Source organism: Peptoniphilus harei (assembly GCF_900454685.1).
Lineage (GTDB): Bacteria > Bacillota > Clostridia > Tissierellales > Peptoniphilaceae > Peptoniphilus_A > Peptoniphilus_A harei.
The window spans coordinates 825,484-840,511 of record NZ_UATM01000032.1 but is presented as its reverse complement, the minus strand read 5'-3'; the positions used below and the strand labels follow the sequence as shown (position 1 = coordinate 840,511).

Below are 15,028 nucleotides of genomic sequence, written 5' to 3'. Positions count from 1 at the left end.
TTTGATTTGTAAATTGCCAAGATGTCTTTTGTAAATTTTATGTAAATTATTTTGATTTTTTTGAAAGGAAAAATTTAATAAATATTCAATCAAAAAAGAGACTCGAGTTAACGAGTCCCTCTAATTTTAAAATTGAGCCTTCAATTTTTATAATTTTAATAATCTTAATACTTGTCTAGGTAATATTTTGCACCAAGCTTATCCCAAGACAATCTTGTATTAGAATTTTCTAAATAATAGATTCCAGCAATCGCATATGAATCTCGACCAGCAAAAAATCCAGTAGATCCATAGGTTTTATGAGATTCTTCTACTACTAAAGCATTTTTATCTTTATCATAATATCCATATTGTTCATCAAAAAATTCAGAGCTTCTGTCTGATGATAATATCGTTCTGTTAGTTAATTTATACCTTCCATTTCCTAAGCTTGTAATATATGTGTAAGTATCAATAGGGTAACTGTTTCCATCTGCACCATAACTACTAGGACCATACCAGGACCCTACAAGGACATCATCTGTAGAAACAACATAATGTTCATCCTTAAGTTGTTTTTCTTTGGCAACATTTGATTCAGTTTTTTTAACATATACAGTTTCTTCCTTTGGTTGAACTGTTGGTTGAGTGTAAGTTGTTTTGTTTGTCTTATAAGTTGTAATATTACCAAGTTTTGATCTTCCACTTGTTCTATAGTTATCAATATCAGTAAATAATAGAGTTAATAAGCTCTCCATACTGTCAGCTTCTAAAATCTTTTCACTGTTTATTGTTAATTTATAAGTAACAATGTTTATTGTGTAGTCAGTAATTACTGGATTAGCACCTTCATAATAATAAACTACCTTGTAATTTTTGTTATATACAGGATTATCACCAATATATACTGCTTTATAATCCTTAGAATAATCTACTTTTTCACCAAAAGATTCGGCGATTGCACGAAGAGGTACGAAAGTTCTATCATCTTTGATTTCAGCAGGTGCGTCTAAAGTAAGAACTTTACCATTTACTTTCATCTTGTTTGAGCCAATAGTAAGTTCAACATTTGTGTTACCATTTTTCATTATTACTTTTTTATTGGCACCATCCCACTTAACATCATATCCTAGTTCTTCAGCAATAAATCTGATAGGTACATAAGTCCTAGAATTTTTGATATAAGGATATACATCACTATACACGATATGATCATTTACTATTATTCCATTTAAAGGTATATCTTTTACAGGGTGTCTTACTGCGAATACATTAATTGTAGAAAATAGCACTAGTAAAGATAAAAACAATGAAATAATTCTCTTGCTTTTTTTCATAAAAACCTCCTTAAATTTAAAATAAAGCAAAAAGTTAACGTTTACATCTAAGTCAATTGTATAGGAATAATAAGTTTGTGTCAATACACTAATCCGATAAATTATAAATAAATAAAAATATTTTTGTCTCGATATCTCAGCTAATTAAAATTAAAAAAGAGTCAGTAATTTTAAACTGACTCCATCTTTATTTTCTTTATTTTTAATCTCTTTATAAAGAGTTTTGTATAAAAAATATTTTTATAAACTCCCTAGTCTTCTATTAAAAATCCCATTTCCCCCAAGACAACTTCTATCTCTTCCATGACTTCTTCATTTTCTGCTACAACTGTGTGATAGTGAACTCCACCAGTTAATACATCAAGGGGTTTGGACTTTTCTTCATCCATCTTTTCTAAAAATATTTTGACATCCCTTCTCGATGAACAATTGAGATCTTTTTTTATTTCACCATAGACCTTGTGGTGGACAATGACGTCCTTAACAAGTCCTCCCATGTCAACAATGGCTTCTAATTCTTTTTTTATGTCCTTGTCACTGTGCTTGACCTTGAAAACTTTTTGGGTCCTGGCTTCGTTTAGATAGTAGCCCCTATTAGTTGACACAATGTCCTTGCCAGAGGCCCTGAGTATTGCCATGTCCTGGACTATAACCTGTCTTGTTACATCAAACTTTTTTGCCAGATTTTCTCCCGACATGGGCTTTTGACTTTCGTATAAAATTTTTAACAAGTCTTCTCTTCTTGATTTTGGATCCAACATATTTCCCTCAATAGATTTTCAAATTTTTCATGGATAGGTCCAAGACTCCTGCACTATAAGTAATTGCACCTGAAGATATATAATCAATATCTAGGTCCCTATAAGAATTAATATTTTCAAGACTAATGTTACCCGAACACTCAATGATGGCTCTCTTATTAATTATCTTGCAGGCTTCTTTTATCTCTTCTATATCCATGTTGTCTAACATTATTATATCAGCTTTTGCCTTCAAGGCCTCCCTCACTTGGTCAAAATTTTCCACTTCGACTTCAATTTTCTTTACAAAGGGATTGAGACTCTTAACTTTTTCCACTGCCTCTCTTATCCCTCCCGATGCATCTATGTGGTTGTCTTTTAACATAATTCCATCAGATAAATTGTACCTGTGGTTATATCCTCCACCAAGAGTCACTGCATATTTTTCAAAAATCCTCATATTTGGAGTTGTCTTTCTTGTATCAAGAATTTTTACATGTTCGCTGTCTAGGGCGTCAACCATTTTTTTAGTGTAAGTTGCTATCCCGCTCATCCTTTGCAAGAAATTAAGGGCCGTCCTCTCTCCCTCAAGGATTGCCTTGGCTCTTCCCCTTATTTTTCCTACTAAGTCCTTGTTATTAACCTCATCACCATCAGAAAAATAAAATTCAAAGGTCACATCTTCGTCTAAAAGTTCAAATACCCTCTTAAATACATCAAGGCCTGCAAGAATTCCCTTGTCCTTTGCAATTAAATTTACTTCAGCCTTCTCATCTTTTAAAATTGAATCTGTTGTTATGTCACCACTAGTCATGTCTTCCCTTAGGGCAGCAAGTATATACTTGTCAATTAAGATTGGCTTTAGCTCTCTCATCTTCTCTTATCCTTTCAAAAATAATTTTTTTCATTTCTTCTTCATCAATATCCATTGTATCAATTTTGAAATTTATTTCTGCATTGTCAAATTTATTTTTATTTAAGAAATCTGCCAAAATCCTCCCAAAAACCACGCACTCAAGAAGTGAATTGCAGGCGAGTCTATTGGAGCCATGGATACCAACATTGCCAGCTTCACCAACAACAAAGAGGCCTTCTAGGTTAGTCCTTCCCTTTATGTCACAAAGAATTCCTCCCATAGTGTAGTGTTGGCAGGGAACTATTGGAATATTTTCATATCTTGGATCAATTCCTCTGTCCCTCAACTCATCAAAAATCATTGGAAATCTCTTGGGAATTTTTTCTTCTCCAAGGGGCTTCATTGACAAGTACTCAAAGTCCACTCCTTCCTTTTCCATTTCTTCTCTTATGGCTCCCGCAACAATATCCCTTGGCTTCATTTCATCTGTGAACCTTTCATCCTTGTGGTTTAGTAGTAATGCCCCTTCGCCCCTTGCTGATTCAGAAATTAAAAGTTGCCTTTCAACTCCTTCTTCATAAAGTGATGTTGGATGAAACTGAATGTAAGAAATGTCCTTAAGCCTTACTCCATTTTTTATTGCCATGGCAAGTCCGTCTCCTGAGATATGAGGAAAATTTGTTGACTTGTCAAAGAGTCCACCAAGGCCACCAGTTGCAAGGGCCACATTAGTTGAAATAAAAACCTCATCGTGAGACCTTGCCCCATAACACTTGCCATCTTTTACAATAAGGTCAAGTATAGGCGTGTTTTCAAATATTTCTATGTTAGGTCTTTCTCTTAGCCTTTTATATAGGACATCCAAGATTCCCTTGCCTATTTCATCGTCAATGTGAAGGCCCCTTGATGCTGAGTGACCACCCTCTCTTGCATAATCAAGTCCTCCATCCTTCTTTGTGAACTCAACTCCCAGGTCCATTAAAAACTCAATTGCCTCTTGGGACTTGTCCACCATGGTCTCAACTGACTTTAAATTATTCTTGTAGTGGCCAGCCTTCATAGTGTCTTCTATAAAAACTTGTCTGTCGTCACCATCTCTTAATACATTTATCCCTCCTTGGGCAAGATAAGAATTTGAATCTTCTAACTTTTTCTTTGTTACAAGACCAATCTTGTAATCTTTACTCAACTCTAGGGCAGTGCTGACTCCAGCAAGTCCTGAACCAACAATTAAAACATCAAATTTTTTCATCCTATGCACCTAACTCCAACATTTTTTCTAGAGGTTTCAAAGCTTTTTCCCCAATTTCTCTTGGAACTTCTACTTGATTTTTATTTTCTTCTAAGACTTCAATAATCTTATCCAAAGTTAATTTTTTCATATCATCACAAACTGGTCCCTTGGCAAGCTTCCTAAATTTAACATCTGGATATTTTTTCTTTAACTCAGTAAAAATTCCTTCTTCAGTTACAACTAAAACATCATCATACTTACCTGCTTCATTAATGATTGCCTTTGTAGATCCAATGAAGTCAGCAAGGTCCAAGACTTCTTTCCTACATTCTGGATGAGCCAAAATTTTTACCTTACCCTTGTAAGCTTTCACATCCTCAAGGTCTATCTCGTCGTGAACAGGACAGTAGCCATCATTTAAAATAACATTTTTATCTGGCAAGGACTTCTTAATATAAGCCCCAAGATTTTTATCTGGAACAAAAAATATATTTTTTTCTTCTAATTTATTTACAATCTTTGCAGCATTTGAAGATGTGACACAAATATCTGAGTAGGCCTTGATCTCAGCAGTAGAATTTATGTAAGTTACAACTGCTAGGTCATCGTAGGCCTCTCTCATCTCCTTAATTTTTTCAACGCTCACCATGTGGGCCATGGGACAGTCTGCTCCAAGGTCGGGCATCAAAACATTCTTGCTTGGATTCAAAATCTTAACACTTTCTCCCATGAAGTAGACGCCAGCCATAACTATGGTTTCTTCCTTGAGTTCTGTAGCTTTTTGAGCTAAGAAGAAAGAATCTCCTATGTAGTCAGCCACGGCTTGGATCTCTTCATCAACATAGTAGTGGGCAAGTATGACAGCATCTCTCTCTTCCTTTAATTTTTTTAATATTTCAATTTTTTCTTCTAAACTTAAATTTTCTAAATTTTTCAATTTCACCAATCTCCTAATAAATTTTACTTAAAATTATATTACAATGAAGCAGACTGGACAAGTCAAGTGTATATACACTTACCTTTTATAGGCAAGTGACTTTATAATTTATTATTATCTTTCTAAGAAAAATATTTTTAAAATAATGACTGAGTTTATTTTTACCAACTTGCTTTTATTTCTAAAGTCCAATTTAATTTTCACTTTCAAATAATTTTTAAAATCTCTTTATTCTAAAGCTTTTGTTATTTAAAATATTTGAAGGGTATCATAGTAATATAGGATGTCGTTTTAAAGTAATAAAGGAAAGTGATCTTATGAAAAATGATGCTTTAAGAAGAAAAGAACACGAAGCTGTTAGATCAGGCGTTGGTTATTACGACTTTACTCACCAAGTCCTAGATGTTAAGGGCAAGGATGCAGCAAAATTTTTAGACAAGATGTTTGTAAATGACATTAAAAATATGAAAGACACTCACGCTCTTTACACAACAATGTTAAATGAAGAAGGAAAAATTATTGATGACGTAATTGTATTTAGACTAGAAGCAGATAAATTTTTGATTTCTACTCTCTATATAGACAAGATGATTGAATGGTTTGACAAATTTAAGGATGGCTTTGACCTAGACTACAAAAATATCACAGACAAACTCACAATGTTTGCTATTCAAGGACCAAAATCCAAGGACCTTGTAAATAAAATTGTGGACAAGGACATTTCAGATTTAAAATTCTTCACAATTGAAGACAACTCTCTTGGCGATTTGGACCTTATGGTGGCAAGGGCAGGCTTCACTGGAGAACTTGGCTACGAACTTTACGTTCAGTCAGACAAAAAAGATATATTAGAAGAAAAGATAAAAGAAGCTGGAAAAGAATTTGACCTCGTAAACATCACAACAGATGTAATAATTGGCAGTCTTCCTGGCGAAAAAAGCTACGTTCTTATGAGTGACCTTGAAGGAGCAAACCCACTTGAAGTTGGTTACGGCTGGACAGTAGCTTGGGACAGTGACTTCATTGGAAAAGATGCTCTATTAAAGGCAAAAGAAAATGTAACTCGTGATCTCTTTGGCTTTGAATTATTAGAAGACGTCCAAGTAGAAGCAGGCGACGAAGTCTTACTTGACGGCAAGATAATCGGGAAGGTAACAAAATTCACTTACGGTTACACAGTAGAAAAATTCATCGGCTACTGCATGATAGAAAAAGATAAGGCAGTGGAAGGCAAGGAAGTAGAAATAAAAACAAAAGCAGGAAGCATCCAAGCAAAACTATGCGACAGGGTCTTCTACGACAAGGAAAACAAAAGAGTAAGAGGATAAAAAATAAATAAGAGAATAATTGGAAGTATAAAAAATTAAGGAGCCTAAAAAAGGCTCCATTTTTGTTGCTTAAACTACAATTTTAAAAAGACAAATATAAACTTTTTGAACGCAGATAAAAAAATACCCTTCCACTTTTTCAAGTGAAAAGGGTATTTTTAACAAACATCTTTAAAATGAACTCTTACTTATTTTTTCTTCTTTTTACTTCAAATAATCCTAATAAGGCAGAAGAAGCTACTGCTAATCCAGTATATAAAGCTATTCCTGGATCTTGAGTCTTTGGAGCTTTATTACCATCATTAACTGACTTATTTTTTTCTACAAACTCTTCTTCATAATTTTCAACATAATCATTTTCATTATTTGTAGATTCTTTTTTGTCTTCAGCATTTAAACCTTCAGATTTTTCAACTTTATCTGTAGTTTTATCTGTAGCATTAAGTTCCTTATTGTTATTTAATTCTTCTTGTCTTTCTTTAACTTCTGTTGTTTCTATAGTAGAAATAACTCTATCAGAATTTTCCACAATTGTTACAACTGGAGTTCCTTTATCGTGATGTCTATTTTGTCCAGATGGGAAAGTAGAATCATGCTTATCTATTTCCTCATAAACATAAGTTACATATAAGTTTCCTTCTACAACTTTTCCATCTGTATCAGCTGAATTTCTTCCCATTCCTATAAATCTAAATCCATCAAAACTCTTTAGATCAGTGTAATAATTTTCGCCTACAGGAGCATTTCTCTTTACTACTCTTTCACTTAAAATTCTGCCATCTTCTGTTACATATTGTACATAAACATTTCCAGTATTTGGCTTTGGATCTGGATTTACTTTTGTCTTCTTGTATACATAAGTTACGTGTTGGTCGCCTTTTACAACTTTTCCATTTGCTGGGGCTGAATCTTTTGCCATTTCAACAAATTCATAACCGTCAAATGTTTTTTTGTCTGTTGTATATTTTGTTCCAACTTCTGCGTTTACTAGAACTTCGCTTTCTGCTTCTAGTTCTTTTCCGTCTTCTGTTACGTATTTTACGTATACATTTCCTTTTTCTTCAGCTGGTGGTGTTACTTTCTTCTTGTAGATGTGTTTTGTATTACCTTGTTCATCTTTTTCGGTTCTTACAAATTCATATCCATCGATGTCTTTCTTAGGATTGTCACCCTTTGTAGACTTAGAAATTTCTTTACCGTTTTCATCAACAAATTTAGTTATTTTTTCAGACTCAGAAGCTTTCTTTCTGTAAACATATATTATGTTGCCATTAGAATCTGTTTCTGTCCTAACTATTTCATAACCTGGAATTGCTTTACTTGGATTTCTACCAGTTAGAGGATTGGATAATTCAAGCCCGTTTTCATCAATGAATTTAGTAACTACTTCTTTAGAAGGAGTAGGTAATTTCCTGTAGATGTGAGTTGTATTACCTTGTTCATCTTTTTCGGTTCTTACAAATTCATATCCATTTATAAGTGATGAATCATGTGTTCCAGTCTTATCAGCAAGTATTTGATTACCATGAGTGTCTACAAATCTAGTTTCAACGCCTTCAGTAGGTTTTTTACTATAAGTGTGAATTGTGTTACCATTTTTATCTTTACTTGTGATTATAAAGTTGTAACCTTCAATGGTTACTGGATCTTTTGTTCCTTCCTTTGGAGGAAGTAGTTGATTTCCATTTTCATCAACATATCTAGTCTCTATTGATGGGGTTGGATTTTGTTTAAGTCTATAAACATGAACAGTATTTCCATCCTTGTCTTTGTAAGTCTTTACATACTCGTAAGCAGGAATATCTTTTTTATTTTGCTTTCCTTTTTCTTCAAGAGCAAGAGGATTTCCATTTTCATCTACATATTTAGTAACTACCTCTGTAGTAGGAGGAGTAGTTTTCTTCTTGTAGATGTGACTTGTATTACCTTGTTCATCTTTTTCGGTTCTTACAAATTCATATCCATCAATATCTTTTTTGTCTTTTGTTCCATTTTCTTGTGGAGCAATAGTCTTACCATTTTCATCAACGTATTCTGTAACTACATCTGTAGGTGGTGTCACTTCTTTTTTCTTGTATACATAAGTTACGTGTTGATCGCCTTTTTTAACTTCTCCATTTGCTGGATCAGATTTTTCATCCATTCTTACAAATTCGTATCCGTCAAATGTTTTTTCTTCTGTTGTATATTTTGTTCCAACTTCTGCGTTTACTAGTACTCCACTTTCAGGTTCTAGTTCTTTTCCGTCTTCTGTTACGTATTTTACGTATACACTTCCTGTTTCTGGTTTAGGGTCTTCTTTTGGTGTGAATTCCCATTTTCCTACAAAGTGTTCATCTGCTCCATCGATTGTTGCATTTGATCTGTCGTAGCCTTTGAATGTCCATGTTCCTTCTGATGTTGTTACCTCTTTTTGTTCTGGTTCTGTTGGTACGACTGTGTTGCCATCTACTTTTCCTGTTTGGTCTTTTGGCAATAATGCTTTTACTTCGTCTGGTAAGTCTTTTCCAGCTGTTCCTGATTTGAATTCGTGAGTTACTTTGTATTCTTTTGGTTGTGGTTCTTCATCTTTTGTGAATACCCATGTTCCTGTTACGTGTTCGTCTGCTCCATTGATTTTTGCAGTTTCTTTATCCCACGCTTCGAATGTCCATGTTCCTTTGTTCACTTCATCTTTTACTGGAGTGAATTCTTTTGGTGATGGAACTGATTTACCATCTGCTAGATTTTCTACTGTTTTTGGTAGTTGATCTTTTACGCCTTGTGGTAATTCACTTGGTGTTCCTTCTGCTTTTGATGGTTGGAATTCGTAGTCTACTTTGTATTGTTTTTGTTCTACTGGTTTGTATACGTAGATTACGTGTTGGTCGTCTTTTTTAACTTCTCCATTTGCTGGATCAGATTTTTCATCCATTCTTACAAATTCGTATCCGTCAAATGTTTTTTCTTCTGTTGTATATTTTGTTCCAACTTCTGCGTTTACTAGTACTCCACTTTCAGGTTCTAGTTCTTTTCCGTCTTCTGTTACGTATTTTACGTATACACTTCCTGTTTCTGGTTTAGGGTCTTCTTTTGGTGTGAATTCCCATTTTCCTACAAAGTGTTCATCTGCTCCATCGATTGTTGCATTTGATCTGTCGTAGCCTTTGAATGTCCATGTTCCTTCTGATGTTGTTACCTCTTTTTGTTCTGGTTCTGTTGGTACGACTGTGTTGCCATCTACTTTTCCTGTTTGGTCTTTTGGCAATAATGCTTTTACTTCTTCTGGTAAGTCTTTTCCAGCTGTTCCTGATTTGAATTCGTGAGTTACTTTGTATTCTTTTGGTTGTGGTTCTTCATCTTTTGTGAATACCCATGTTCCTGTTACGTGTTCGTCTGCTCCATTGATTTTTGCAGTTTCTTTATCCCACGCTTCAAATGTCCATGTTCCTTTGTTCACTTCATCTTTTACTGGAGTGAATTCTTTTGGTGATGGAACTGATTTACCATCTGCTAGATTTTCTACTGTTTTTGGTAGTTGATCTTTTACGCCTTGTGGTAATTCACTTGGTGTTCCTTCTGCTTTTGATGGTTGGAATTCGTAGTCTACTTTGTATTGTTTTTGTTCTACTGGTTTGTATACGTAGATTACGTGTTGGTCGTCTTTTTTAACTTCTCCATTTGCTGGATCAGATTTTTCATCCATTCTTACAAATTCGTATCCGTCAAATGTTTTTTCTTCTGTTGTATATTTTGTTCCAACTTCTGCGTTTACTAGTACTCCACTTTCAGGTTCTAGTTCTTTTCCGTCTTCTGTTACGTATTTTACGTATACACTTCCTGTTTCTGGTTTAGGGTCTTCTTTTGGTGTGAATTCCCATTTTCCTACAAAGTGTTCATCTGCTCCATCGATTGTTGCATTTGATCTGTCGTAGCCTTTGAATGTCCATGTTCCTTCTGATGTTGTTACCTCTTTTTGTTCTGGTTCTGTTGGTACGACTGTGTTGCCATCTACTTTTCCTGTTTGGTCTTTTGGCAATAATGCTTTTACTTCGTCTGGTAAGTCTTTTCCAGCTGTTCCTGATTTGAATTCGTGAGTTACTTTGTATTCTTTTGGTTGTGGTTCTTCATCTTTTGTGAATACCCATGTTCCTGTTACGTGTTCGTCTGCTCCATTGATTTTTGCAGTTTCTTTATCCCACGCTTCAAATGTCCATGTTCCTTTGTTCACTTCATCTTTTACTGGAGTGAATTCTTTTGGTGATGGAACTGATTTACCATCTGCTAGATTTTCTACTGTTTTTGGTAGTTGATCTTTTACGCCTTGTGGTAATTCACTTGGTGTTCCTTCTGCTTTTGATGGTTGGAATTCGTAGTCTACTTTGTATTGTTTTTGTTCTACTGGTTTGTATACGTAGATTACGTGTTGGTCGTCTTTTTTAACTTCTCCATTTGCTGGATCAGATTTTTCATCCATTCTTACAAATTCGTATCCGTCAAATGTTTTTTCTTCTGTTGTATATTTTGTTCCAACTTCTGCGTTTACTAGTACTCCACTTTCAGGTTCTAGTTCTTTTCCGTCTTCTGTTACGTATTTTACGTATACACTTCCTGTTTCTGGTTTAGGGTCTTCTTTTGGTGTGAATTCCCATTTTCCTACAAAGTGTTCATCTGCTCCATCGATTGTTGCATTTGATCTGTCGTAGCCTTTGAATGTCCATGTTCCTTCTGATGTTGTTACCTCTTTTTGTTCTGGTTCTGTTGGTACGACTGTGTTGCCATCTACTTTTCCTGTTTGGTCTTTTGGCAATAATGCTTTTACTTCGTCTGGTAAGTCTTTTCCAGCTGTTCCTGATTTGAATTCGTGAGTTACTTTGTATTCTTTTGGTTGTGGTTCTTCATCTTTTGTGAATACCCATGTTCCTGTTACGTGTTCGTCTGCTCCATTGATTTTTGCAGTTTCTTTATCCCACGCTTCAAATGTCCATGTTCCTTTGTTCACTTCATCTTTTACTGGAGTGAATTCTTTTGGTGATGGAACTGATTTACCATCTGCTAGATTTTCTACTGTTTTTGGTAGTTGATCTTTTACGCCTTGTGGTAATTCACTTGGTGTTCCTTCTGCTTTTGATGGTTGGAATTCGTAGTCTACTTTGTATTGTTTTTGTTCTACTGGTTTGTATACGTAGATTACGTGTTGGTCGTCTTTTTTAACTTCTCCATTTGCTGGATCAGATTTTTCATCCATTCTTACAAATTCGTATCCGTCAAATGTTTTTTCTTCTGTTGTATATTTTGTTCCAACTTCTGCGTTTACTAGTACTCCACTTTCAGGTTCTAGTTCTTTTCCGTCTTCTGTTACGTATTTTACGTATACACTTCCTGTTTCTGGTTTAGGGTCTTCTTTTGGTGTGAATTCCCATTTTCCTACAAAGTGTTCATCTGCTCCATCGATTGTTGCATTTGATCTGTCGTAGCCTTTGAATGTCCATGTTCCTTCTGATGTTGTTACCTCTTTTTGTTCTGGTTCTGTTGGTACGACTGTGTTGCCATCTACTTTTCCTGTTTGGTCTTTTGGCAATAATGCTTTTACTTCGTCTGGTAAGTCTTTTCCAGCTGTTCCTGATTTGAATTCGTGAGTTACTTTGTATTCTTTTTGGTTGTGGTTCTTCATCTTTTGTGAATACCCATGTTCCTGTTACGTGTTCGTCTGCTCCATTGATTTTTGCAGTTTCTTTATCCCACGCTTCGAATGTCCATGTTCCTTTGTTCACTTCATCTTTTACTGGAGTGAATTCTTTTGGTGATGGAACTGATTTACCATCTGCTAGATTTTCTACTGTTTTTGGTAGTTGATCTTTTACGCCTTGTGGTAATTCACTTGGTGTTCCTTCTGCTTTTGATGGTTGGAATTCGTAGTCTACTTTGTATTGTTTTTGTTCTACTGGTTTGTATACGTAGATTACGTGTTGGTCGTCTTTTTTAACTTCTCCATTTGCTGGATCAGATTTTTCATCCATTCTTACAAATTCGTATCCGTCAAATGTTTTTTCTTCTGTTGTATATTTTGTTCCAACTTCTGCGTTTACTAGTACTCCACTTTCAGGTTCTAGTTCTTTTCCGTCTTCTGTTACGTATTTTACGTATACACTTCCTGTTTCTGGTTTAGGGTCTTCTTTTGGTGTGAATTCCCATTTTCCTACAAAGTGTTCATCTGCTCCATCGATTGTTGCATTTGATCTGTCGTAGCCTTTGAATGTCCATGTTCCTTCTGATGTTGTTACCTCTTTTTGTTCTGGTTCTGTTGGTACGACTGTGTTGCCATCTACTTTTCCTGTTTGGTCTTTTGGCAATAATGCTTTTACTTCTTCTGGTAAGTCTTTTCCAGCTGTTCCTGATTTGAATTCGTGAGTTACTTTGTATTCTTTTGGTTGTGGTTCTTCATCTTTTGTGAATACCCATGTTCCTGTTACGTGTTCGTCTGCTCCATTGATTTTTGCAGTTTCTTTATCCCACGCTTCAAATGTCCATGTTCCTTTGTTCACTTCATCTTTTACTGGAGTGAATTCTTTTGGTGATGGAACTGATTTACCATCTGCTAGATTTTCTACTGTTTTTGGTAGTTGATCTTTTACGCCTTGTGGTAATTCACTTGGTGTTCCTTCTGCTTTTGATGGTTGGAATTCGTAGTCTACTTTGTATTGTTTTTGTTCTACTGGTTTGTATACGTAGATTACGTGTTGGTCGTCTTTTTTAACTTCTCCATTTGCTGGATCAGATTTTTCATCCATTCTTACAAATTCGTATCCGTCAAATGTTTTTTCTTCTGTTGTATATTTTGTTCCAACTTCTGCGTTTACTAGTACTCCACTTTCAGGTTCTAGTTCTTTTCCGTCTTCTGTTACGTATTTTACGTATACACTTCCTGTTTCTGGTTTAGGGTCTTCTTTTGGTGTGAATTCCCATTTTCCTACAAAGTGTTCATCTGCTCCATCGATTGTTGCATTTGATCTGTCGTAGCCTTTGAATGTCCATGTTCCTTCTGATGTTGTTACCTCTTTTTGTTCTGGTTCTGTTGGTACGACTGTGTTGCCATCTACTTTTCCTGTTTGGTCTTTTGGCAATAATGCTTTTACTTCGTCTGGTAAGTCTTTTCCAGCTGTTCCTGATTTGAATTCGTGAGTTACTTTGTATTCTTTTGGTTGTGGTTCTTCATCTTTTGTGAATACCCATGTTCCTGTTACGTGTTCGTCTGCTCCATTGATTTTTGCAGTTTCTTTATCCCACGCTTCAAATGTCCATGTTCCTTTGTTCACTTCATCTTTTACTGGAGTGAATTCTTTTGGTGATGGAACTGATTTACCATCTGCTAGATTTTCTACTGTTTTTGGTAGTTGATCTTTTACGCCTTGTGGTAATTCACTTGGTGTTCCTTCTGCTTTTGATGGTTGGAATTCGTAGTCTACTTTGTATTCTTTTGCTGGAACAATACCTGCATCTACATTTGTGATGTTTTCATTTGCTTCTAATTTAATTACATCTGTTTTTCCTGTTTTTGGATCTAGGTCTGAATCTTTATCAGCAGCGCCTTGTCCCTTTGTTGTAAGAGTTTGACCGTCTTTTGTAACTACTTGAACAACGTATTCACCTGCTGGCAAGTTTTCAAATTTGTAATTACCATTTGCATCTGTAACTTGGTCTTGAACTAGATTTCCGTTAAAGTCTTTAGCTGGACTTCCATCTTTATCAAGAAGTTTTACTGTTACTCCTTCAACTCCTTTTTCTCCTGCATCTTGGATTCCATTAGCATCTTCATCTAACCAAACTCTATCTCCAATTGATGATGGTTTTAGTAATCTTAATGAAATTCTGAATTTGTCCCAGTTTGTTAAATTATTATATGTTTTATTTCCAATTTGTATTTTTTCAGTATTAATCACATTCAGACCATTTATTCCATCACCATATTGTGAGTTATTGTTATTAGTGAAGAAAACTCTACTTGTTCCGTATTTATCTGTTGGAAAAGCAGAATATGGAGTAGCATTGTGATAAAGCTTTAATGATACTTCTTTAAATGTTCCCTTTAAGATAACACTTCCTGTACCTGCTGGTACTAATTTTGGACTTGGATATCCATTATTTTGGATGTGTTCTCCTTGTGTTAGCTTAGCATGTGTAAAAGTATTTCTATTTTTTACCTTAATCGTATTATTAGTAACTTCTAAGTTAGAATTTGAAGCTCCCTTTTCAAATGAAACTCCATCTGTGATTAGCTCTATATCAGTAGAATTAAATGATCCTCTACCAAGTACAGCCCCTGTTCCATTTGAATATTGAAAATCACCGAATGCGTTAACGTATCCGCCTAGTCCTGATAAGTCTAGTACTGGGTCAGTTACTGTTTTATCAAATGTAAGTGTTACAGTTCCAACTTCAGCACGACCGCTATAATTAGCTTTTTGATATGTGTTTAATTTACCACCAACACCATTACTTGCTTGGGCATTAATTGCTAAGGCAGGAATTGTTGATGGATCTGGATTGGCGTAAAACATATCAGATGTTGCAGCATAATCTGCTTGGTGTTTTCCGTTACCAGATAAATATGATGCTCCATCATTTCTATCAGCTTGTT

General features: G+C 35.0%; 7 protein-coding genes and 1 pseudogene. 1 reads left to right on the top strand and 7 read right to left on the bottom strand.

All coding sequences use genetic code 11. The annotated features are described in order from the left end of the window. Positions 1–164: 164 nt before the first annotated feature. The 5 genes from DRZ96_RS05370 to nadA all read right to left on the bottom strand — a co-directional run bounded on the left by DRZ96_RS05370 (position 165) and on the right by nadA (position 5,089). Complete coding sequence (locus tag DRZ96_RS05370; protein ID WP_112889866.1) at positions 165–1,316, bottom strand: stalk domain-containing protein; 1,152 nt, start codon at positions 1,314–1,316, stop codon at positions 165–167. 251 nt (positions 1,317–1,567) lie between these two features. Then, positions 1,568–2,077: a transcription repressor NadR gene (locus tag DRZ96_RS05365; RefSeq protein ID WP_112889865.1), complete on the bottom strand. Its 510-nt coding sequence runs from the start codon at positions 2,075–2,077 to the stop codon at positions 1,568–1,570. A 7-nt stretch (positions 2,078–2,084) separates the two neighbouring features. Then, a complete protein-coding gene (gene nadC / locus DRZ96_RS05360; protein WP_112889864.1) occupies positions 2,085–2,930 on the bottom strand; it encodes a carboxylating nicotinate-nucleotide diphosphorylase in 846 nt (281 codons plus the stop codon). Continuing rightward, positions 2,902–4,164 (bottom strand): L-aspartate oxidase, encoded by a 1,263-nt coding sequence (locus DRZ96_RS05355; RefSeq protein ID WP_112889863.1) that lies wholly within the window; start codon positions 4,162–4,164, stop codon positions 2,902–2,904. Before DRZ96_RS05355 ends, nadC begins: the two co-directional genes overlap by 29 nt. Before the next feature lies 1 nt (position 4,165). Next, positions 4,166–5,089, bottom strand: a complete 924-nt coding sequence (nadA, locus tag DRZ96_RS05350) for a quinolinate synthase NadA (RefSeq protein WP_236587167.1) — start codon at positions 5,087–5,089, stop codon at positions 4,166–4,168. Positions 5,090–5,400: 311 nt separating this feature from the next. Here nadA and DRZ96_RS05345 point away from each other — a divergent pair, with 311 nt between their 5' ends. Next, entirely contained in the window at positions 5,401–6,411 is a 1,011-nt protein-coding gene (locus tag DRZ96_RS05345) for an aminomethyltransferase family protein (protein ID WP_112889861.1), read from the top strand. A 184-nt stretch (positions 6,412–6,595) separates the two neighbouring features. Here DRZ96_RS05345 and DRZ96_RS11710 read toward each other — a convergent pair whose 3' ends face one another. Both DRZ96_RS11710 and DRZ96_RS05335 read right to left on the bottom strand, forming a co-directional pair. Further along, positions 6,596–12,064, bottom strand: a complete 5,469-nt coding sequence (locus DRZ96_RS11710; RefSeq protein WP_112889860.1) for an SHIRT domain-containing protein — start codon at positions 12,062–12,064, stop codon at positions 6,596–6,598. 16 nt (positions 12,065–12,080) lie between these two features. After that, positions 12,081–14,948 (bottom strand): annotated as a pseudogene (locus DRZ96_RS05335) (SHIRT domain-containing protein); the annotation flags it as partial. Positions 14,949–15,028: the final 80 nt, after the last annotated feature.